The 21,399-nt window shown below is 33.4% G+C and carries 21 protein-coding genes and 1 pseudogene; 14 read left to right on the top strand and 8 right to left on the bottom strand.

Annotated elements, in window-relative coordinates; genetic code table 11:
* Positions 1–4 precede the first annotated feature (4 nt).
* The 12 genes from ADIWIN_RS02630 to ADIWIN_RS02575 all read left to right on the top strand — a co-directional run bounded on the left by ADIWIN_RS02630 (position 5) and on the right by ADIWIN_RS02575 (position 10,284).
* Positions 5–928: a homoserine kinase gene (locus ADIWIN_RS02630; protein WP_020894841.1), complete on the top strand. Its 924-nt coding sequence runs from the start codon at positions 5–7 to the stop codon at positions 926–928.
* 60 nt (positions 929–988) lie between these two features.
* Positions 989–1,345: a four helix bundle protein gene (locus ADIWIN_RS02625; RefSeq protein WP_020894840.1), complete on the top strand. Its 357-nt coding sequence runs from the start codon at positions 989–991 to the stop codon at positions 1,343–1,345.
* Positions 1,346–1,395: 50 nt separating this feature from the next.
* Positions 1,396–2,685, top strand: a complete 1,290-nt coding sequence (thrC, locus tag ADIWIN_RS02620) for a threonine synthase (protein WP_020894839.1) — start codon at positions 1,396–1,398, stop codon at positions 2,683–2,685.
* A 34-nt stretch (positions 2,686–2,719) separates the two neighbouring features.
* Complete coding sequence (locus ADIWIN_RS02615) at positions 2,720–3,556, top strand: DUF6503 family protein (protein WP_020894838.1); 837 nt, start codon at positions 2,720–2,722, stop codon at positions 3,554–3,556.
* Positions 3,557–3,568: 12 nt separating this feature from the next.
* Positions 3,569–4,099: a GNAT family N-acetyltransferase gene (locus tag ADIWIN_RS02610; protein ID WP_040756379.1), complete on the top strand. Its 531-nt coding sequence runs from the start codon at positions 3,569–3,571 to the stop codon at positions 4,097–4,099.
* Positions 4,100–4,116: 17 nt separating this feature from the next.
* Complete coding sequence (locus ADIWIN_RS02605; protein ID WP_020894836.1) at positions 4,117–4,467, top strand: GIY-YIG nuclease family protein; 351 nt, start codon at positions 4,117–4,119, stop codon at positions 4,465–4,467.
* Positions 4,468–4,594: 127 nt separating this feature from the next.
* Positions 4,595–5,800 carry a tetratricopeptide repeat protein gene (locus ADIWIN_RS02600; protein ID WP_040756377.1) on the top strand — a complete coding sequence of 402 codons (1,206 nt, stop codon included), beginning with the start codon at positions 4,595–4,597 and terminating at the stop codon, positions 5,798–5,800.
* Positions 5,800–7,449, top strand: a complete 1,650-nt coding sequence (locus ADIWIN_RS02595; protein WP_316929620.1) for an ATP-binding protein — start codon at positions 5,800–5,802, stop codon at positions 7,447–7,449. The genes ADIWIN_RS02600 and ADIWIN_RS02595 overlap by 1 nt, the downstream gene beginning before the upstream one ends.
* A gap of 212 nt (positions 7,450–7,661) precedes the next feature.
* Positions 7,662–8,204 (top strand): nuclear transport factor 2 family protein, encoded by a 543-nt coding sequence (locus ADIWIN_RS02590; protein WP_020894833.1) that lies wholly within the window; start codon positions 7,662–7,664, stop codon positions 8,202–8,204.
* A 36-nt stretch (positions 8,205–8,240) separates the two neighbouring features.
* A complete protein-coding gene (locus tag ADIWIN_RS02585) occupies positions 8,241–8,717 on the top strand; it encodes a YybH family protein (protein ID WP_020894832.1) in 477 nt (158 codons plus the stop codon).
* 235 nt (positions 8,718–8,952) lie between these two features.
* Positions 8,953–9,327 (top strand): TlpA family protein disulfide reductase, encoded by a 375-nt coding sequence (locus ADIWIN_RS21090; RefSeq protein ID WP_235046973.1) that lies wholly within the window; start codon positions 8,953–8,955, stop codon positions 9,325–9,327.
* A gap of 186 nt (positions 9,328–9,513) precedes the next feature.
* Positions 9,514–10,284 (top strand): thioredoxin family protein, encoded by a 771-nt coding sequence (locus ADIWIN_RS02575; RefSeq protein ID WP_020894830.1) that lies wholly within the window; start codon positions 9,514–9,516, stop codon positions 10,282–10,284.
* Between the two features lie 92 nt (positions 10,285–10,376).
* Here the strand turns inward: ADIWIN_RS02575 and guaB are convergent.
* The 7 genes and pseudogenes from guaB to ADIWIN_RS02545 all read right to left on the bottom strand — a co-directional run bounded on the left by guaB (position 10,377) and on the right by ADIWIN_RS02545 (position 17,061).
* Positions 10,377–11,848 (bottom strand): annotated as a pseudogene (guaB, locus tag ADIWIN_RS02570) (IMP dehydrogenase).
* Positions 11,849–11,945: 97 nt separating this feature from the next.
* Positions 11,946–12,548: a ferredoxin reductase domain-containing protein gene (locus ADIWIN_RS21085; protein WP_040756375.1), complete on the bottom strand. Its 603-nt coding sequence runs from the start codon at positions 12,546–12,548 to the stop codon at positions 11,946–11,948.
* A 100-nt stretch (positions 12,549–12,648) separates the two neighbouring features.
* A complete protein-coding gene (locus ADIWIN_RS02560; protein WP_020894825.1) occupies positions 12,649–14,142 on the bottom strand; it encodes a PepSY-associated TM helix domain-containing protein in 1,494 nt (497 codons plus the stop codon).
* Positions 14,143–14,152: 10 nt separating this feature from the next.
* On the bottom strand, positions 14,153–14,638 hold the full coding sequence (locus ADIWIN_RS02555) for a DUF2271 domain-containing protein (RefSeq protein WP_040756372.1): 486 nt from the start codon (positions 14,636–14,638) through the stop codon (positions 14,153–14,155).
* A 13-nt stretch (positions 14,639–14,651) separates the two neighbouring features.
* On the bottom strand, positions 14,652–15,410 hold the full coding sequence (locus tag ADIWIN_RS21080; RefSeq protein WP_235046983.1) for an ankyrin repeat domain-containing protein: 759 nt from the start codon (positions 15,408–15,410) through the stop codon (positions 14,652–14,654).
* Positions 15,389–16,132: an ankyrin repeat domain-containing protein gene (locus ADIWIN_RS21075; RefSeq protein ID WP_020894822.1), complete on the bottom strand. Its 744-nt coding sequence runs from the start codon at positions 16,130–16,132 to the stop codon at positions 15,389–15,391. The genes ADIWIN_RS21080 and ADIWIN_RS21075 overlap by 22 nt, the downstream gene beginning before the upstream one ends.
* 26 nt (positions 16,133–16,158) lie before the next feature.
* Complete coding sequence (locus tag ADIWIN_RS02545) at positions 16,159–17,061, bottom strand: DUF6607 family protein (protein ID WP_020894821.1); 903 nt, start codon at positions 17,059–17,061, stop codon at positions 16,159–16,161.
* Between the two features lie 102 nt (positions 17,062–17,163).
* On the opposite strand from ADIWIN_RS02545, the gene ADIWIN_RS02540 reads away from it, so the two are divergent.
* The gene (locus tag ADIWIN_RS02540) at positions 17,164–19,302 is read left to right on the top strand and encodes a TonB-dependent receptor plug domain-containing protein (RefSeq protein WP_020894820.1); all 2,139 of its coding nucleotides are present in this window, start codon (positions 17,164–17,166) and stop codon (positions 19,300–19,302) included.
* Between the two features lie 12 nt (positions 19,303–19,314).
* Positions 19,315–20,412 (top strand): HmuY family protein, encoded by a 1,098-nt coding sequence (locus ADIWIN_RS02535; protein ID WP_020894819.1) that lies wholly within the window; start codon positions 19,315–19,317, stop codon positions 20,410–20,412.
* Positions 20,413–20,477: 65 nt separating this feature from the next.
* Here ADIWIN_RS02535 and ADIWIN_RS02530 read toward each other — a convergent pair whose 3' ends face one another.
* Entirely contained in the window at positions 20,478–21,329 is an 852-nt protein-coding gene (locus tag ADIWIN_RS02530; protein ID WP_020894818.1) for a hydroxymethylglutaryl-CoA lyase, read from the bottom strand.
* Positions 21,330–21,399 lie beyond the last annotated feature (70 nt).

The following is a 21,399-nucleotide window of genomic DNA, read 5'->3' as shown; positions in this document are numbered from 1 at the left end:
CACTATGACTAAAGAAATTAAAATATTTTCTCCTGCAACCGTAGCTAATGTCGCTTGTGGATTTGATGTACTTGGCTTTTGTTTAGATACTATCGGTGACGAAATGGTGATTAGAAAGACAGAGCAAAAAGGCATTAAAATCACTAAAATTGAAGGGTATGATTTACCGTTTGAAGCAGAAAAAAATGTAGCAGGAGTTTCGGCTTTAGCGATGTATGACGCTTTACAACCCGATTGTGGATTTGAAATAGAAATTTACAAAAACATAAAACCAGGCAGTGGTATAGGAAGCAGTTCGGCTAGTGCAGCAGGAAGTGTTTTTGGAATGAACGAACTCCTCGGAAGACCATTAGATAAAACCAAGCTCACCTATTATGCTATGAAAGGCGAAGCTTTAGCTAGTCAATGCGAACATGCTGATAATTTAGCTCCAGCTATTTTTGGTGGATTTACCCTTGTAAAAAGTGCGTCCCCATTACAAATTTTGGAGTTACCTACGCCTCCCGATTTATTTGCGACGTTAATTCACCCACAAATTGAAATTAAAACTTCAGAGTCTCGCGCGATTTTACCTAAAGAGATTCCATTAAGCAATGCTATTGCACAATGGGCAAATGTGGGTAGTTTAGTACATGCTTTACATACTTCAGATTACGACCTAATTAAGGACGCATTGCACGATGTGGTGATTGAACCGTATCGTAAACAATTGATTCCACATTTTGATGAGGTTAAAACTGCAGCATTACAAGCAGGTGCTTTAGGTTGTGCAATTTCGGGCTCTGGACCTTCAATTTTTATGTTAAGTAAAAGTAAAGTTATCGCACAGAATGTTGAAAACGCCATTAGAGATGTGTATTCAAAAACAAATATAAAATTTGAAACCTACGTTTCTAAGATTAATACCGAAGGAGTTCGGGTTTTGTAGAAAAAATGACGGAAAACTATTGACGGAAGACAGAAATGGAAGAGAATTAAAATTGAGATTATGAATAAATTCAAATTTGAAAAACTGATTATTTGGCAAGATGCTATGGATTTCGGAGAAGTTATAAATGATGTTTCTCAACTTTTTCCAAATAAAGAAAAGTTTAATTTAACATCGCAAATTATGAGAGCTGTAGATTCTATTGCTCTTAATATTTCTGAAGGTTCAATTGGTCAATCAAATCCTGAACAACGTAAATTTATTGGATACTCAATTCGTTCTTTGGCTGAAGTAGTAACTTGTTTATTTAAAGCAAAACGACGAAATTATATCTCAGAAGAAATTTTTATCGAATTATACAATTCTGCTTTTCACTTAATGAACAAAATGGCAGCATTCAAAAGAAACATTAACTAAAAATGAATTCGGCAGTCTGTCCTCAGTCTCCCGTCTTCTGTCAAAACATTATGAATTACTATTCTTTAAATAAAAAAGCTCCAAATACAACCTTCGAAGATGCTGTTGTGAGAGGACTAGCACCAGATAAAGGTTTATATTTTCCTGAATCTATTACACCTTTAGATGCATCATTTTTTGAGACTATTGAAGACAAGTCCAATTCTGAAATTGCTTTTGAAGCGATTAAACAATTCATACTTCCTGAAATTCCAGAAGACGTTTTAAAAACTATTGTGGAAGAAACATTAAACTTCGATTTTCCTGTAGTTGAAATCAATGAAAACATTTCAACGCTTGAGTTGTTTCATGGTCCAACAATGGCTTTTAAGGACGTTGGTGCACGCTTTATGGCACGCTGTTTAGGGTACTTTAATAAAACCAATACTAAAGATGTTACCGTTTTAGTCGCGACTTCGGGTGATACAGGTGGTGCCGTTGCTAATGGCTTTTTAGGTGTTAAAGGTGTTAATGTGGTTATCCTCTACCCTAGCGGAAAAGTAAGTGATATTCAAGAAAAACAATTAACCACACTAGGTCAAAACATAACTGCCTTAGAAGTTGATGGTGTTTTTGATGATTGTCAAGACATGGTAAAGCAAGCCTTTATGGATACTGAATTAACGAGCAAAATGCAATTGACTTCAGCCAACTCCATTAACATTGCACGTTGGTTACCACAACTTTTCTATTTTATGTTTACTTACAAACAGCTTAAATCCAAAAACAAAGACTTGGTCTTTTCGGTTCCAAGTGGTAATTTTGGTAATATTTGTGCTGGTATGGTGGCTCAAAAATTAGGCTTACCGATTAAACATTTTATTGCGGCCAACAATGCAAATGCTACGGTTGTTAATTATATGATTTCTCAAACGTACAATCCTAAACCCTCTATTCAAACGATTAGTAATGCTATGGATGTTGGAAATCCGAGTAATTTTATCAGAATCCAAGAATTACATAATAATGACTTTGATACGTTAAAAGCTAATTTATCATCATACAGCTATACAGATGATGAGACTAGAGCTGCACTTTTAGAGTTGTATAATGATTTTAATTATGTAGCAGATCCTCATGGTGCCGTTGGTTATTTAGGCGCTAAAGACTATTTAAAAGAAAATGAGGCTCATGTTGTATTTTTAGAAACGGCTCATCCAACAAAATTCTTAGATGTTGTTGAGGACGTGATTAGAGAAAACATAGATTTACCTCCACAAATTGAAGCTGTAATGCACAAAGAAAAAGTAGCAATCGCTATTAATTCTTATGACGCATTGAAAGCCTTCTTACTACGATAATGACTGCATAATAACTAACTTAATTTTACCATAAATGAGACTTCACCTAACAACAAGTATTCTTTTAATTGGCCTTTTGGTATCTTGTAAAAACGAGAACCAAGTAAAACCTGAAAATAAAACTAGCACTGTAGAACAGGAACAGCCTCCAAAATTTCAAAACAAAGGGCATGAACTAGTTTTTAACATGGTTCAGAACGTAGGTAACTACGAAAAGTTAAGGCAACTCAAAGATGTTGTTTACACGTATACCTACCAAACACCAGATGGAAAAACGGATAGCTCTACTGAAAAATATATTTTTGACGGAGAATTATCATACGGCGCATACAACACCCATGAAAGAACATTATCCAATCTTGAAGGCTTAATAGAACAAGGTTATGACGGCAACGACTATTGGTTAAAACATAACGGTGATATTTTAACTAATGAAGACTACTTAAAAAGAGTCGCTTTCAATAGACCTACAAATTTTTACTGGTTTACGATGTTTCAAAAATTATTAGACCCAGGATTGAATTATGAATTTGTAGAAGAAACAACTATAGACAACAAAAACTATGATGTTGTAAAGGTGAGTTTCGATTCAAAAAATGATAAACCTACTGACATCTACCAATTGTATATTAATAAAGACACTAAAGAGGTTGATCAGTTTCTTTTTACTGTTGCTGACTATGGAAAAATGGAGATTCCTAATTTAATGGTTTTAGACTACGAAAAAGTTGACGGTTTATTAATCCCTACAAAACGAAAATATAAACGCTCTACTTGGACAGCAGACGTCGATGAAAATCCATGGATTATCGTAAATTGGACTAACATAAAATTCAATACTAATTTAACCAAGGACGATTTCAAAAAATAAAACCAAACATTAGTGTCTATCTATAAACAGTTGCAAACCCCTAGGTTACTCATTAAGCCCATTGACACGGATGATGCTGCGTTTATCTTAGAATTAATGAACACGCCAAAATGGATTAAAAATATCGGCGATAGAAACGTAAAAACTGTTAAAGACGCTAAAGATTATATCATCGAAAGAGCCTTTCCACAGTTAAAAAAATATGGCTACAGTAATTACGTCGTAATTAGAACATCAGATAATACAAGACTGGGTACTTGTGGTTTATACCATAGAGAAGACAGAAAAGATCCTGATATTGGTTTTGCTTTCCTACCTGCTTATATAGGCAAAGGTTATGCTTTTGAAGCCGCAAATCAATTACTAATTGCTGCTAAAGAAGACTACGGTTTAACCGAATTGAGTGGCTATACATTAGAAACTAATTTAGCTTCAAGAAAACTATTAGAGCGTTTAGGTTTTAGTTTAAAAGGTATTGGCAAACTACCAAATAATGATAAAGAGTTACTCCATTGTTATCGCGTACTAAGCGATGACAAATAGAGTCTATACATCTAAAAATGGCAAAAACGCTTTACACCATATATGTTATAGAATTATCTAAGCGTGTCTTTACCGACAATGCTAAGTTTAGAAATGCCAATCCACAATTTAATGGTGTATTAGAATGTTTGTATGTTGGCATGACCAGCAAAACGCCAAAAGAACGATTTCTTCAACACAAAACAGGACATCGTAATAAAAAAGGTTATAAAATATCTGCGAATATTGTCGAAAAATATGGCACCTATTTACGTCCGAGTCTTTTTAATCATATCGATCCATTTTTTACTAGAACTGAAGCATTAAAAGCAGAAGAACAAATTGCCTTAGAATTGCGACGCGAAGGTTATGCTGTTTGGTTTAACTAACACTATAAACACTTACAATCAATAAATTACAAACTTTTAAAATTAATTCAAACATAAATAAGCAAGTGCTTTTCTACTTGAATTTGTTAAAATTTTAAACTAACTTCGTTTCAATTAGATAGAAAAATTGAGACTGTTTTTTGTAATCATATGTACATTTATTTTTTCGGAAATTTCTTTTGCTCAGAAACAAAGAGATTCTTTAAAATCAGTATGGTCTAACACAAAGCTTCAAGATTCTTCACGGTTCAAAGCCATCTCACAATTAATTCCTGATTACTATCTATTTTCTAAAACTGATAGCGCACTTGTTTTAGGTTATGAAATGCTTCAATTAGCTCAAAATAAAAACAATTCAACTTTTCAAGCTAAAGCACATTCCTTAATTGGTAATATCTATTTTGAACTTGAAGATAATAACAAAGCAACTGAAAGCTATAAAAAAGGACTAGAACTAGCTCTAGCTATAAAAGACAGCATGCTATACGCAAAGGAATTATACCATCTTGGAGATGCCTATCTTGATTACTCTGATTATACTAATGCTTATAAAGTCTTAAAAAAATCAGCTCTAGTTTCAAAGAAAATTGGTGATAGCGTCACTGAAGGCTGGAGTCTTGATCACTTAGGCATGGTTCATAGAGCTTTGGGTAATTTTGACGAGGCTGAAAAATACCATCTAGAACATTTAAAGCTGAGTACAGACTATGGAATAAAGTACAGCATTTCTGGAGCACATGGTAATTTGGGTGGTTTTTATCGCTTAAAAGGAGATATTCCTAAATCTCTTTTTCATTGGAAAGAAGGCATTAGATTAGCGAATGAAATAGGAGATCCTATATATGGATCTAAAGGAATATATAATCTAATTTCTATTTACATTGATGAAGAAGACTATGATAATGCGAGTAAGTATTTGATTGAATATATTTCAATTATTGGACACATTGATCATCCAGATTATAAAAGCAATATTAGTTTATTTAAATGTCAAATAGACTATGGTTTAGGAAACTACACAAAAGCCAACCTTGAGTGCAACGATTGCTTAAGTATTTATAAAGCCAATAACTGGAAATTAGATAAAAGCATATTAAAAAGTCTGTATGAGGTTAATAAAAAATTAAATCGGCATCACATAGCGCTTAACTATTTTGAAAAGTATCAAGTTCTATTAAATGATGAAAAAGAAGATAAAGCTAGGACAGAAATTCAGAATATTATTTTCAACAATCAATTAGCTACAGATAGTATTGCGCAAGTACAAGAAAAAGAACTCCTAAATGCTAAGTTTCAAAAAGAGCTAAATAAAAAAACACCGCGAAGAATTTAATTTTAGGTATTGGGCTTCTTGTCCTTTTATCTGCTTTAGCCTATGTTTTTATATCTAGAAAATTAGCAGCTTCAGAACGCAAAAGACTTAAAGAAATTAACCAACTTAAAAATACCTTATTCACAAATATTACGCATGAGTTTAGAACACCACTAACTGTTATTAAAGGGATGGCAGACTCCATGAAATCGAATATAAAAAACAAGGACATTAAAAATTTAGAGACATCTCTAGAAATGATTGAACGCAATAGCGATAATCTATTGCATTTGGTAAATGAAATGCTCGATCTTTCGAAAATTGAAAGCGGAAATATGGACTTACAATTGGTGCAGTCTGATGTGATTCCGTTCTTAAAATATATAAGTGAGAGTTTTAATTCTTATGCCGAAGAAAATGGAATTAGTTTAACGGTCTACTCAGAAATTGATTCCCTAATTATGGGTTTTGACAGTAATAAGCTAACATCTATTGTGTCTAATATACTTTCTAATGCTGTGAAATTTACCCCAGAACACGGTAAAATTATTGTGCATATCAATGAAATAACTCGGAAGGATCAGCATGCTTTATTTATAAAAATTAAAGATAATGGTATTGGTATTTCTAAAAATGATCTTCCAAATGTATTTAATAGATTTTACCAAACAGATGCTTCCACCATTAGAAAACATGAAGGCACAGGCATTGGATTAGCCTTGACGAAAGAACTTGTTGAATTAATGAATGGAAACATAAATGTTAAAAGTACACTAGAAAAAGGAAGTGAATTTAGCGTTACAATACCTATTACTAGAAAGGCGTCACTGAGTCCAAAAGTTCAAATAGAAGATGTTTCAAACTTTCCAACGCTTAAGACTTCGGTAAACCAAACGATTCAACTTTTAGATACTAACTCTGAATTGCCATTAGTACTTATCATTGAAGATAATATCGATGTGGCACACTATTTAAAAACATGTCTCACTGATAAATACCAAACTATTCATGCTGTAAATGGTATTGAAGGTATTGAGATGGCTTTAGAAAATATACCAGATATTATTATTTGTGATGTTATGATGCCAGGTAAGGATGGTTTTGAAGTTTGTGCAACATTAAAAACAGATGAACGTTCAGACCATATTCCCATCATAATATTAACGGCTAAAGTTACAACCGAAGATCGTATAACAGGGTTGTCTCATGGTGCCGATGCCTATTTAGCAAAACCATTTAATAAAGAAGAATTATTTACACGCTTAGATCAATTAGTGGCTATAAGACAAAAATTAATACATAAAATTAAAAATGATGGATTTAAGACCATACTAAAAAATCAGACTCAAGATCCTAAATTACAATTCCTTCAAAAAGCAATAAATTTAATTCAAACAGAAATCAATAATTCAAATTTTAGATCAGCAGAACTAGCGAAAAAATTAGTTATTAGTGAATCTCAATTATATAGAAAGATAAAAGCAATTACAGAAAAATCTACAGCTGTTTTTATTCGTTCTATTCGTTTGCAATATGCTAAAGAATTATTAACAACTACAGACAAAACCGTTTCTGAAGTTGCTTATGAAGTTGGTTTTAATGATCCATCTTGGTTTAGTCGTGCTTTTAAAGATGAATTTGGATTTCCACCAAGCGACACCTCTAAGTAATTAATTTACAATAAATTACAATACTCTCATTAACTATTTAATCACAGCTTTGCATAAATAGTACAACTAAAATTCAGCTTTTCTTAAATACTTCAAGCTTTTGAAAGCATAGTAAATGCCTCAATATAGCTAAAACTCTAATTTCGTAATATACTTTTTAAACATATAATTAAAGGTAAAAATTAAATCATTAACCTCTTAAACTTATTATTATGAAAACGAAATCAGTATTACTTGCAATCTTAACATCCTTATTACTTCTTGTTGGGTGTTCAAATGATGATGACAATGTTCAAACCGAGCAAATTCCAGATTTAATTAACCCAACATTTCCTGAAGCCAAACAGCAAGTCATGGAAACCTTTGGCGCCATTGCACAAAGTATAACTGCTGGAGCAGGTAATGGAGCAAATGGTATGCATTTAGACCAACTTATTTCTTTTCATGCGTATGGCCCTAAATTTACCGAATTCAATGATGGCCATACTTTTGATAGTGCTGGTAATGAAGCGAATGAACGTATGTTATTTGGCGAAACAGTAGATCCTGGAGGAGTTGTAAAATTTGCGCCTGTAGATGGAACTTTGAAGGTTGCTGTATATGGAAATGTGGCTAATTTAACCTTTACATCAGATTTTCATTTAATGATTAACGGAGAGCTACATATAGTCAATAATCTAATTACTTTATTATTTGTTAATACACCGGATGGCTGGAAAATGGTACATGAACATCATTCTCCTCTATCAAATTAAATAAATGGACTTAAATAAAAACTTAATACACGATTTATGAAAACACAATTCACATTATTAATCCTGACTTTCGGTTTATTCTTAAATAGCTGTAAAGCACAAACAGACCTTATTAACGATGAGTTTCCTGAGGTAAAACAAGAAGTAATGGAAACTTTTGGAGCCATTGCACAAAGTATTATGGATGGAGATATGGATAAACTAATTTCATTTCATGCTTATGGTCCAAAGTTTACCGAATTTAAAAATGGAGAACCAAGAAATGACGGTGAAGCAAACGAAGCTCATGAGCGTAACGTATTCGGTTCTGTAACTAAGGTTATAAAGTTTGAAGCTCAAGACTTACAAGTTGCCGTTTATGGAGACGTAGCCAATCTTACATTCCACTCTGATTTTGTTTTGCAATTTGGAGAAGATATCGTTACCGTAAACGATCAAATAACATTGCTATTTGTAAAGACGAAAGATGGTTGGAAAATGGTACATGAACATCATTCTCCTTTAAAGAAATAATCCCTTTTAATTAATATCTCAAACGTGTTTTAGTAGACCTAACCTTAAACTAGAACTCTTCTAGCAAAAGCAGCATAATTCCCGTGCTGCTTTTGTTTTTTTTATAAAAATCAATTTATTTTTGGATTTAAATATAGCCATTAACTAGTCTAGCTTAATTAAAATAAAAAAAACTGTTTTCAATTAAACCTTTCCTGTTTTTTTGAGTCTAACGTAAATAATTAAAAACCCAATTTTGAATTTACTTAGAATAAAGCATCGCGTACAAAATAATGTATCCTTATTTTTTCTACTTCTTACCTTTAGTTTTTTAGTGAGTTGTAACAACACCAACTCAGATAAAAATAGAATAACTCAAGAAAAGGTTGACCTTAATCAAGACATTTCCGTTTACGATTTCAGTGAATTTGAACCACTAATTTACACGGATTCCGATAAAACTTATCTCGTTAATTTTTGGGCTATGTGGTGTGCTCCTTGTGTTAAAGAGCTACCATACATTGAAGAATTTGCCGCAAAATACCCAGATGTAGAAGTGATTTTGGTAAGCTTAGATTTCCCAAAAGATATTGAGACAAAACTTAAACCTTTCTTAAAGAAAAAAACATAACCCAGAAAGTTGTACTATTAGATGATGCGGATGCTAACGCTTGGATAGACAAAATAGATCCTAATTGGTCTGGAGCCATTCCATTTACCATTATGTTCAACAAAGATGAACGCTTATTTTTTGAACGTTCATTCGAGAATTTAGAAGACATAGAAAACCAAATACATAAACTTAATTAAAACAAACATGAAAAGAATTAGTGTCCTAATTGCCATTATTGGCTTATCAGCAAGTGTACTTGTATCTTGTAAAAACGAAGGAAATACAACAGGGGAACCTTCTGCTGAAAATCAACATAAAGATCATAAAGGAGAACACCCTCCTCATGACGGAGACCGAAAAGGACCACCACACGGAGGCGATAGAAAAGGACCACCAAAAGGAGGTGGTAGTCCAGAACAAACTAAAACTTTAGAAGAAATTGGAGGTTATAACATTGGTGATGTTGCTACGGATTTTAATCTAAAGAACGTTGATGGTTCAATGGTTTCTTTAGCTAGTATTGAAAATGCAAAAGGTTATATCGTGACATTTACCTGTAACGAATGTCCATTTTCAGTATTATATGAAGACCGTTTAATTGCATTGAACAATGAATATGCACCAAAAGGATATCCAGTAATTGCGATTAACCCAAACAGTCCTGAAAACGAAAAAGAAGGTTACGCAGCAATGCAAAAACGTTCGGAAGACAAAGGATTTACATTTCCATATTTAGTTGATGAAGGACAAAAAATATATCCACAATATGGAGCTGTAAGAACACCTCACGTTTTCTTATTAGATGCAGAACGTAAAGTACAATATATAGGTACTGTAGACGATAATGCAAAATCACCTGAAGATGTAAAAGTCAACTTTGTTAAAGACGCTATTGAAGCTTTGGAAAAGGGTGAAAAACCAAGTCCAAATTTCACAAAAGCTATAGGTTGTCCGGTAAAAGCTAGTAAAGCCTAAGGACACACTAAAATAATAGTTATAAAAAAACAGCATCTTAAAAGATGCTGTTTTTGTTTTTTATATAGATTCCTTCTTTCGCAGGAATTTGGTTATCTTGAATAATTTGGTGACTCATTTGTTATTGTCACATCATGAGGATGGCTTTCATTAATCCCAGAACTTGTAATTTTCACAAAACGTCCGGTTTCTTTTAAAGTGGCAATATCTTTTGCACCACAATAGCCCATTCCAGCTCTAAGTCCACCGATGAATTGATGAATACTTTCAACTAATTCACCTTTATATGGCACACGACCAACAATACCTTCTGGAACTAATTTTTAATATCATCTTCAACATCTTGAAAATAACGATCCTTACTGCCTTGTTTCATGGCTTCAACAGAACCCATGCCTCGGTACGATTTAAATTTTCGTCCTTCGTAGATTATCGTATCACCAGGACTTTCTTTAGTTCCTGCTAAAAGCGAACCTAGCATTACCGTATCTGCACCTGCAGCAATCGCTTTAGGAATATCTCCTGTATAACGAATTCCACCATCTGCAATAACTGGCACTCCAGAACCTTTAATAGCTGCAGCGACTTCTAAAACCGCAGAGAACTGAGGAAAACCAACTCCTGCCACTACTCTAGTTGTACAAATTGATCCAGGACCAATTCCTACTTTCACGGCATCAGCTCCAGCTTCCACTAAATATTTAGCAGCTTCACCAGTAGCAATGTTACCAACAATAACGTCTAATTTTGGAAACTTCTTTTTAATCTCTTTTAAAACCAAAACCACACCTTTGGTATGACCATGAGCTGTATCTATAATTACCGCATCAACACCTGCATTTACTAATGCAGAAGCACGTTCTACTGCATCTGCGGTAACACCAATAGCCGCTGCAACACGCAATCTTCCATAAGAATCTTTATTTGCATTAGGCTTTTGAGTCACCTTAGTGATATCTCTAAACGTAATTAGGCCTTTTAGTTTATAGTTATCATCAACAATTAATAATTTTTCAATTTTGTTTTGTTGAAGAATTTTTTCAGCATCTTTTAAAGAGGTTCCAACAGCTGCAGTGACTAAATTTTCTTTAGTCATAACATCAACGATGGCTTTCTTGCTTTCGTGCTCAAAACGTAAATCTCTGTTTGTAACAATGCCTTTTAAGATTCCGTTGTCATCAACGATTGGAATTCCACCAATACCATGCTCGGCCATATTAGACTTGGCATCAAAAACAGTAGCAGTTAATGGTAAGGTCACAGGATCGATAATCATACCGCTTTCAGCACGCTTTACTTTTCGTACTTTATCAGCTTGCTGCTCAATCGTCATGTTTTTGTGCAACACGCCAATTCCGCCTTCTTGCGCCATGGCAATCGCCATTTTACTTTCGGTAACCGTATCCATAGCCGCGGAAATCACAGGAATGTTAATGGTTATATTTCGTGTAAATTTAGTTTGAATATTGACTTCGCGAGGAAGAACTTCTGAAAATGCTGGAACTAAGAGTACGTCATCGTAAGTAAGACCTTCTCCAACAATTTTATTTTCGTGTGCTGTCATGGCAATTAAAATTTAATTGCACGCAAAAGTACAATTAATATTGACAAATTATAACATATTGAAAGGCTATTTGCAACACTTAACAATCTATTAATAATCAATAACAATCCATTTTAAGCTGATCATTGTTTTCAAAAGCACTTAACGGTTTGTCTAAGTGTGTTGTAGTGATGGTATGCAACACTTCTAAAACGCGATTTTGCATGGCTACAGAACCACAAATCATTATGACTCCATTAGTATTTAATACACCACTTAACAAGTCTTGATGCTCTAAAATTAAATCTTGAACGTAAATTTTATCTTTCTGCTCTTGCGAATACGCAATATGAAAACTAGATAAGGTCTTTTTACTAAATGCAGAATCTATAATGTTCTCATAAATACTAAGAGAATCTTGTGTACGTCCTCCCCAAAATAAGTGGGTTTTTATTTTACTTTGATTATCATTAATCATTCCCAAAAACGGTGCGATTCCTGTGCCGTTGGCTATCATCACTACGTCTTTTACATCCGTTGGAAAATGAAAATCTAAGTTTCGTTTAACTTGCGCCTTAACAATTTCGTTGACTTTTAAGTCATTAAAATAATTAGAGCAGACTCCAAATTCATGCTTTTTAATGCTCAATATGATATCCTCTTCAAACTTCCCAATGGAATATTGGCGTTCAATAAAATCGGCTTCCGGATATAAAGACAATAAATCACCAGACTCAAATTTTACTTTTTTTGAGGTCGTAATTGCACTAAAAATGAATCGTCATTATTAGGCTCTGATTTATTAATAACCTTAAACTCCTTTAATTTTTTAAATTGACTTGAGGTTTTTGAAACTTAATTTTTAAATCGTGATTAGTGTGCTCATTCCATTGCTTAATCCACGTTTTAAAAGCTTCAAACGATTGATTGTTAATTTTGAAAAGCGGAAGGTGTTCCTCAAAATTGTCTTGCTTTTGAAACATCTCATCGACTTCTATGGCATATTTACAATAGTCAGGATACATTAGCGATCCAAAACCAACAACAGCATACTTAATCGTTTGCTTCTGCTGTACTTTTTGAAATAACTTTTCGAAATTTGAAGCACTTGTTGGAACTTCACCTTCGCCATAAGTCGAGGCAAAAACGATGACATGTTTAACCTTTTTATATTCTGAATACGCGTTTAAAGCTGTAATAAAAACCGAATGACCTTCTGCGATTAAAGCGTTATAAAATAGCTTGGCAGAATTAAAGGTATTGCCGGTTTCAGAACCAACTAAAATGATATAGTCTGCCTCATCTTTTTTGAATTTATTCTTAATTTTCGCTGTTTCTTTTCGTCGTTTCAACGTCATGGCAAAGCCAGAATACATAAAGAATAAAACGGCCAAACTCGCTAAGAACAATACGACTGACCAAATAATCGTCCCTTGACCTGTATGCAGAATTAAGCTCCAATTAGACGCTAATGCTACAAGCGAGGTGGTTTGATTACTGACGATGGCTCCTGTATATTGATTGACTAAAATTTCTTTGTCAGATAACTTAACGGTGAAATAATCTTCAATATCATCTGAAAATGGAAATTCAACATAGTTTACATCTTCAAGTTTTATGTCTTTAAATGTTTGAAACTCTATGATGTCTAATTTGTGTTCAACGTCATCTTGCTCAGGATAATTATGTGAAATTTTAGAATTTGGAAGTAAATCAAATTTTTCAAGCGATAGAAACACACCTGTCAGTGTAATAATCACAATAGGAATCAAGGTATATCGACCAATAACGACATGGTAATACTGATCAAAGTTTTCTCTAACCACTTTAGAAAAGAAACGTTTGATACCACCTTGACGTTTTAATATGAGTTGAATTCCTGTTACTGAAATCAGAAATAACAAAAAGGATACGACCCCTATTAAAACACGACCTGTTGTTTTTAAAAATAGCGAACGGTGAAGGTTGGTTGCGAATTCATAAATTGGTGCTTTTTTTATAATATCACCTAATTTTTCGCCTGTAATGGGATTAATATAAAAGGTTTCATTGTCTCCTTCTTTGGTAATGACTGATGCACTTACAAAATCGTTATTATCAATTTCGAGTGTAAAAACTTCATCATATTCTTGTTGCAACACACTTAAGGTTTCAGCAAGAGAAATGTCGTTTGCCCCAGAAACAGCATACGGTTGCAACTGATTTGTAATGGGTTCAAACGCCAAAATAGCACCTGTTACCGATGCTATTAAAATGAACAAAGAAGACATAACAGCCAAAACTAAATGACTGTATCTCCAAATGGAAATGGTCATAGTGTCTGTTTTATTGAGGCATCATTCGGATGTAACGGATAAAACCTTGGCCTTCTACTTTAGACTTAATGGTTTCTGAGGTTAACTCAAATTCCACATCACTTTCGTAATAGTCTTGATCTTCAACAGCTGTTTCAAATCTTAATTTATAACCTTTATCTAGCTTGTCGTTATCAATTTCAATGACATTAATAGTACGCTCACCTCCGCTCACTGTAGCTCCTGTAATAGCATCAATATCGTTACGCTTTTTGCCGTAAAAATCCCACCAAGACTCTACGGTATTATACCATTCGTCGTCGTCGCCAATAACGTTTAAGGTTTCTACATACTCACCTTCAGGATTCAATAATGAAATGACAATATAGGCTCCTTCACCTGTATAGTTGGTCATTTGAATCATGCATTTGTACTTTGTAGATTCTACTGGATTAGTAAATGATACTAAACTAAATATTACGACACATAATAATGCGATTGTACGTATGTTCTTCATATTCAAAATTATATTATTTTAAAAATTCAATTGAGGTATTACTCTTTTTTAGCAACTCATTTTCTTTTGCTAAATCATAAGCAGATTCTTCAAAATCTGTAACGATGTTTTTCTTCGCTCCATTATCTATAAGAAACTTAAGAATAGAATCGTCACTAGCTTTTAATGCCGCTAAGTGCAAAGCGGTATTTCCTTCACTATTTTTTGCATTGATATCTTGAGTCATTTTTAATGCCAACTTTAATAAATCAAGGCTATTTTTTTCGACTGCTAAATGAAACCAAGTATTTCCATTTTTTTGCACTTGAGTTAAGTCGACCTTATTGGCTTTTAATAATGCCATTTTTTCAGAAAATACATCTTTGTTTTTTGGTGAGTATGATTCGATTAAATAATAGGTTAAATTATTTCCATCTGTATCAACAATAGCAGTTTTATAACCTTTTTTGATTAAAAACTCAACTATATCTGAAGTATTACCACCTACCGCTAAAGTTAAAGCCGATTGGCCTTTCTTATTAATGTCATCATGGCTTTTTATATTATCCGCTAAAAGTTTAATGACCTCTAAGTTATTGCTTGAAGCTGCATGCATTAAGGCATTATTTCCTTTCGAATCTTTAGTACTCACCTCTAAGCCTTTATCTAGTAAAAATTTAATTATATCTAAATCTTTGCTTCTAGTTGCCAAAATATGTAGTGCCGATTCACCTTCCTTATTAGTTACATTCGGATTTAAACCTACACTTTCTAAGTACTTATAAACCTCAATGCCATTTGTTGTGCCTCTTGCTCCATTTGCGGCAAATATGAAAGCTTCATCAGTTCCTTTGATTCCTTTTTTAATAAAGCATTTAATGATTCAATCTGACCTTTTTTAGTAACGTAATTAAAAATACCATTACCATCACTGTCCACACTATTAATATCTAATCCTTTAGACTGAAAATAAGATACCAATTTAAAATCTGGATCATTTGGTGCTGCTATTAATAAAGCGTTTGCTCCATCTGTATTTAAATCTTTCTGTAAGTTTGCTCCATATTTAATCACAAGATCATATACTTTGGTATTTTGTTGACCAGAACCAGCAGCAAAATTGATTATAGAATTCCCTTTATCGTCTGTTATATTAGTTTTAGCACCATTCTCTAAAAGGTATTGCACCAATTCTACATTGCCTTTATAAGCAGCCCAAAACGCATAGGTTCTACCATCGTGTGTTAATTTATTAACGTCATTTCCTTTTTGAGAAATCATGTAAGTAATAGTCTCCAAAGGTGCATCTTGCAACGTCGCATAAACGACTCCATCAAAATTACCACCATTCGCTTCAGCAGGATTATTACCTTCTTTTATTTTCTGCTTTACTGTTTCTACCGTTGGATGAGTTCCCCAAAATTCACGGTCTAAAAAGATATTTTCATTCTGTGCGAAAGTAGATAAAGACAAGGCCACAAAAAGGATGACTAGTATCGATTTAATTGTTTTCATATATATAATGGTTTATTTTTAATTTTCTATTTTACAAAAGATTCTATAATACTATTAATGTCTTTTTCGGCCGTGATGTCGTCGTCTAATAAGTATTTAAACAACACTTTATTATCCACTTTTTCTTTAAGAGTTAAATCTTTGTTTCTGCCATAAACATCAGCCCACTTCGCTCTCACTGAAGCCCACTTATCTTGTTGTACTTTCCACCAATCTATTGAGGCCTGACATCTACTATCATCTATTTTTTTATAAGTATTAAATCCTTTTTCTTTTGCAATAATAACATCTTCTTTTCCAGTTTCTCGTAACACTTTATCATTATCTTGGTCGTGTGCCCAACCATAGTTAGTAATCTCATGACGGTTACCCCTTAATGTAATATTGTAATCGCTACGTTTGGTGTATTCACGTCTTGGTAATGGTGCTGTTGTTGTATTTTCCCAATAATTCTTACCATCTACATGAACCCAAGTCCCAGAACCTTCATAACGTGGACTATCATCTACTTGAAACACTTTCTGTGTCCACTGCCCTTTTACATCATCCTTAGATTTTTTTTCAAAGGTCCAATTATTATCTCCATTATACATATAAAAGTCTTGATTTTGAAATAACCAATCTTGTCTCCAGTGTTTTACAATATGTGGACTATCAGGTCGTCCAACTTGTAATAAATGTTGAATTGAAATTTTATCATCTTCATCTTCTATAGCAAAAGCGTACTCTAAACCTTTATCAACTTTGGTTTCTGAAGGTCTATAAAGCGAATCATTACTATAGTTGAAGGTTTCAGTAAAATTGAACGTTACTTCAAAACAACCACACATATCTTTAATGGCTTCCTGATCTAGAGTCTTCTTTTTTTGTGCGTTACTGCTCAAAGTAAATGCTAATACAATGGCTAAAACTGGTACTACTTTTTTCATATTTAAAAGATAAATAATGTGTTTTAAAATTATTCAAAAAAAACTATTCTTATTTAGAATGAATTAAAATAAGATTCTATATTTGCGACAAATTTATCAAGAATGAGTCTAAATAAAAATAAAATCTCAATTTATTTTTCAATTATTTTCTTTTCGTGGTCTTTTGCTCAGAAAAGTAAAATACCAACGGACAGTGTTACAGTTAAACCTTTAGATGAAGTCGTTGTTACTGGTCAGTATAATCCAACCTCAATTAAAAAGTCCGTACATAATGTCATTGTTATTAATAGAACTCAGATTGAACAAGTTGCCGCTAACAATCTGGCCGATTTATTAAATTTCAACCTTAATCTTACTATAATTCCTAATGCTCAAACAGGACGATCTACGATTTCGTTCTTTGGATTGGACTCGCAATATTTCAATATTTTAGTGGATAACATCCCCATGGTTAGTGATAATGGTTTAGGGAATGACATTGATTTAACTCAAATTAATCTCGATGATATTGAACGTATTGAGATTGTTGAAGGCGCAATGGGAGTGGAATTTGGTGCGAATGCTGTTTCTGGAGTGATTAATATCATTACCAAAAAGTCTATTGCTAACACATGGAACATTCGAGCCTATTTACAAGAAGAAACCGTAAGTGATGAGTATGCTTTGTTTGATGAAGGTAGGCATATACAATCTCTTAGCGTGGCTCATAATATTAATGAGAAATGGATGGCTAAAATTGGAGCTAACCGAAATGATTTCGCAGGTTTTTTCAACCAGCGCCAAGGACAAGATTATTACCAAAATGATGGTCTTAGAGGCTACGAATGGTTACCAAAACAGCAATTAAACACCAATGCTTTAATTAATTATAAAGGCAATAATTTTAGAGTACTATACAAGTTTGAATACTTTAACGAGCAAATTAATTACTATGATGCCGCCGTAAGAGCGAATATTGATACTCAAAATCAAACGAGTAATCCATCTGCTACAGATCGCATATTTACCACCAACCGATTTGTCAACAATCTTAATATTGATGGTAACCTAAATTCTGGAGCTAACTATAACGTAGCACTCTCCTACCAACAACAAGAACGCGACTTAAACGAATTTAACTATTTCATTTTAAGTAAAGAACGCAGCAATGAAACGGATGAAACCTACCAATCTAGTAAAGTCTTCTTTTCTAAAGGAACTATAGACAACTTAGTGAAAAGTGATTTTTATAATTTCCAACTCGGTTATGAAGCGCGCTATATTGAAGGCTTTGACACACAAGCTTCAGGTGATCTTACCCAACAAGATAAAACCAATAAGCAGACTAATTCAGCCATTTTTGGGTCTTCCGAATTAAACTTATCCAATGCATTCTCTTTACGACCTGGTGTACGTTATGAATATAACTCACTTTTTAAATCGAAATTAATGGGCTCTTTAAGTGCGCGTTATTTAATGGATCATGGTTTTGAACTTAGAGCCAACGTTGGCACCTCTTATAGAACGCCTAATTTTGAAGAGTTATACTACTATTTTGTAGATTCTAATCATGATGTTCAGGGTAATGAAAACTTAAATCCAGAGAATGGATTTTCAGCCTTTGTGAATCTAAAAAAGAGAAGTTGGTTTAATGAGCTTTCTCTAGTCAACAACTTAAAATTAAGTTATGTAGATGTTTCAGATAGAATTGATCTGGCTGTTGTTAATACCAGTCCATTGCGATATCAATTTATAAACATTGATAAATTTAAACTGTGGAGTCTTTCATTAGAAAACTCGTTGAAGTTAGATAAGTTATCATTCAACTTAGGCGCAACGTTTCAAGGTATTTCTAGAATCAATAGTAATGAAGTTAATGGCACTGATGATTTTCTGTACAATTTTCAAGTGAATACAAGTACATCCTATTTTGTGGAGCCTTGGGATACGTCATTCACCTTATTATTAAAATACAACGGAGAGCAAGAACAATACCTAGCATCTGGATCTGATACGGATGGTAATTCAACATTCTCAAAAGCGACAACGGATGCTTACAGTTGGTTAGACGCCTCTATCAAAAAATCATTTTTAGACAATAAAATTAAAGTTACGCTTGGTGCACGAAACCTATTAGATGTCACCAATGTAAACGTTAACAATGCTGCCACTGGTGGCACACACTCTACTAACAGTAATGCTTTATTGTTAGGCTACGGAAGATCTTTTTATTTAAAACTATTATATAACCTAAATTTTTAAACACTAAATATTATGACAAATAAATTTTTAAAAACGGCTCTATGCCTATGTATTATTGCATTTTCTAGCTGTAGTAGCGACGACGACGTTTCTGGCCCGCTTACGATTGTGATTGAAGGTGCTTCTATCGCTCCAGAAGTTGGAGGCCCTAATCAACAAAACCAAGTCTATATTGATTTAAGTACAAACACAACGACATCAGCGCAACGTGATTCTTGGGACCTAGGATTTTACTCTGGTTCAGATTTCAGGGTTGCTATTAATGGTTCTATAGAAATGGCTGCAGCAGAATTATCATTTACAGATATTGATGCCGTAAATTCAACAATTCAAGAAGTAATAGATGTACAACCACTAGCTAAAGTTGGTATTTTTGATACTTCAAATTTAGCTTTTGTTGATGCTTTTGACGGAAACATATATGGTACTGCTATCAGTGACATATCTGCTACAGACTCTGAAAACAAAGTATATTTGATTAATCTAGGTAGTGAAGTAGGTACAGAAATACCTGCAACCGGTTCTGTTGATTTAAAAGATGAAGAAAGAGGTTGGAAAAAAATCCGAGTATTAAGAAATGGGAATGACTACACCATTCAATATGCCGACTTGGACGCCACTACACATGAGGAAATCACAATCTCTAAAGACAGCAACTTTAACTTTACATTCTTTAGCTTTAATACAGAAAGTATTGTTAACGTTGAACCAACATCTTCAAGTTGGGATTTAAACTTTACAACTTTCACCGATGAAGTTTTCGCCGGACCAGATAGTTACGGTGCTTATTTCTATGGAGACTTTGTAGCTTCAAATAACTTAGCTAACGTAGCTATTTATATGATAGATACTGAAGAAAATACGGAACTATCTTATGACAATTTCACAATAAATGATGTTGCTGCATCTAATTTTTCTAATGATCAAAGAAGTGTAGGAAGCAGCTGGAGAAATGGTGGCGGACCAGGTTCATTACCTTCTCTTAAAGATAACGTCTTTTATATAATTAATGATACAGATGGTAATCTTTACAAATTGAAATTCTTAGCCTTAACTAACGCTGAAGGAGAACGTGGTCATCCTGAGTTTGTATATAGTTTATTACAGTAAACTTTTAAAATAAATATTAAAAAAGCCTTCATTTTCAATGAGGCTTTTTTTTTTAATGATACACACTAAAAAATCTTAGTCGCTTCATTATAAGAACTCTCAAAACTCATCGCATTGAGCTCGTGTGCTTTTTTTTGAGTAAAATACGACAACATTTTCTCGGTTGGCATATTACCTGTAAGATCATCTTTTGCCATTGGGCAACCACCAAAACCTTGTATAGCTCCATCAAAACGTCGGCAACCCGCTTTGTAGGCGGCGTCAATTTTTTCGAACCAAGACGTTGGTGTGGTATGCAAATGGGCACCAAATTCTATGTTTGAATATTCGGGAATTAAATTTGAAAATAAATAGTTAATATTCTCTGGATCTGAACTTCCAATGGTATCGCTTAATGACAATATACTAACTCCCATTTTAGATAAGCGTTCCGTCCACTCCCCTACGATATCTACATTCCACGGATCACCATAAGGGTTTCCAAAACCCATTGAAATATAAACCACAACCTGTTTATTGCTTTTGTCTGCGACTTCTAAAATTTCAGACAAGGTCACAACAGATTGCGCTATTGTTTTATGTGTATTACGCATCTGAAAGTTCTCTGATATTGAAAATGGAAATCCTAAATAATCAATTTCAGAATGCACCGAAGCATCGTTTGCTCCTCGTGTATTTGCTATAATAGCAAGCAATTTACTTTCCGTTTTACTCAGATCTAATTGTGCTAAAACTTCAGCGGTATCAACCATTTGCGGAATCGCTTTTGGAGATACAAAACTTCCGAAATCAATGGTATCAAAACCGACACGAAGCAAAGATTGAATGTATTGTACTTTCTTTTCTGTAGGTATAAAAGCCTTAATGCCTTGCATGGCATCTCTTGGGCATTCTATTATTTTAACCGCTTTATTCATTAGTTCAAATATACATTAATTGAAATTGAAATTAAACTCGAAATAGAAATTGAAGGCGATAATAATTAGC

The sequence above is a fragment of the Winogradskyella psychrotolerans RS-3 genome (assembly GCF_000427335.1).
GTDB classification, from domain to species: Bacteria; Bacteroidota; Bacteroidia; order Flavobacteriales; family Flavobacteriaceae; genus Winogradskyella; species Winogradskyella psychrotolerans.
Note: the sequence above shows the minus strand (reverse complement) of the source record. Positions and strands in the feature narration are given on the sequence as shown.

Excerpts from the sequence above, each read along its gene's own strand:
- ADIWIN_RS02630 (WP_020894841.1), top strand. The coding sequence starts at position 5 with ATGACTAAAGAAATTAAAATATTTTCTCCTGCAACCGTAGCTAATGTC.
- ADIWIN_RS02625 (WP_020894840.1), top strand. The coding sequence starts at position 989 with ATGAATAAATTCAAATTTGAAAAACTGATTATTTGGCAAGATGCTATG.
- thrC (WP_020894839.1), top strand. The coding sequence starts at position 1,396 with ATGAATTACTATTCTTTAAATAAAAAAGCTCCAAATACAACCTTCGAA.
- ADIWIN_RS02615 (WP_020894838.1), top strand. The coding sequence starts at position 2,720 with ATGAGACTTCACCTAACAACAAGTATTCTTTTAATTGGCCTTTTGGTA.
- ADIWIN_RS02605 (WP_020894836.1), top strand. The coding sequence starts at position 4,117 with ATGGCAAAAACGCTTTACACCATATATGTTATAGAATTATCTAAGCGT.
- ADIWIN_RS02590 (WP_020894833.1), top strand. The coding sequence starts at position 7,662 with ATGAAAACGAAATCAGTATTACTTGCAATCTTAACATCCTTATTACTT.
- ADIWIN_RS02585 (WP_020894832.1), top strand. The coding sequence starts at position 8,241 with ATGAAAACACAATTCACATTATTAATCCTGACTTTCGGTTTATTCTTA.
- ADIWIN_RS02575 (WP_020894830.1), top strand. The coding sequence starts at position 9,514 with ATGAAAAGAATTAGTGTCCTAATTGCCATTATTGGCTTATCAGCAAGT.
- ADIWIN_RS02560 (WP_020894825.1), bottom strand. The coding sequence starts at position 14,142 with ATGACCATTTCCATTTGGAGATACAGTCATTTAGTTTTGGCTGTTATG.
- ADIWIN_RS02555 (WP_040756372.1), bottom strand. The coding sequence starts at position 14,638 with ATGAAGAACATACGTACAATCGCATTATTATGTGTCGTAATATTTAGT.
- ADIWIN_RS21075 (WP_020894822.1), bottom strand. The coding sequence starts at position 16,132 with ATGAAAACAATTAAATCGATACTAGTCATCCTTTTTGTGGCCTTGTCT.
- ADIWIN_RS02545 (WP_020894821.1), bottom strand. The coding sequence starts at position 17,061 with ATGAAAAAAGTAGTACCAGTTTTAGCCATTGTATTAGCATTTACTTTG.
- ADIWIN_RS02540 (WP_020894820.1), top strand. The coding sequence starts at position 17,164 with ATGAGTCTAAATAAAAATAAAATCTCAATTTATTTTTCAATTATTTTC.
- ADIWIN_RS02535 (WP_020894819.1), top strand. The coding sequence starts at position 19,315 with ATGACAAATAAATTTTTAAAAACGGCTCTATGCCTATGTATTATTGCA.
- ADIWIN_RS02530 (WP_020894818.1), bottom strand. The coding sequence starts at position 21,329 with ATGAATAAAGCGGTTAAAATAATAGAATGCCCAAGAGATGCCATGCAA.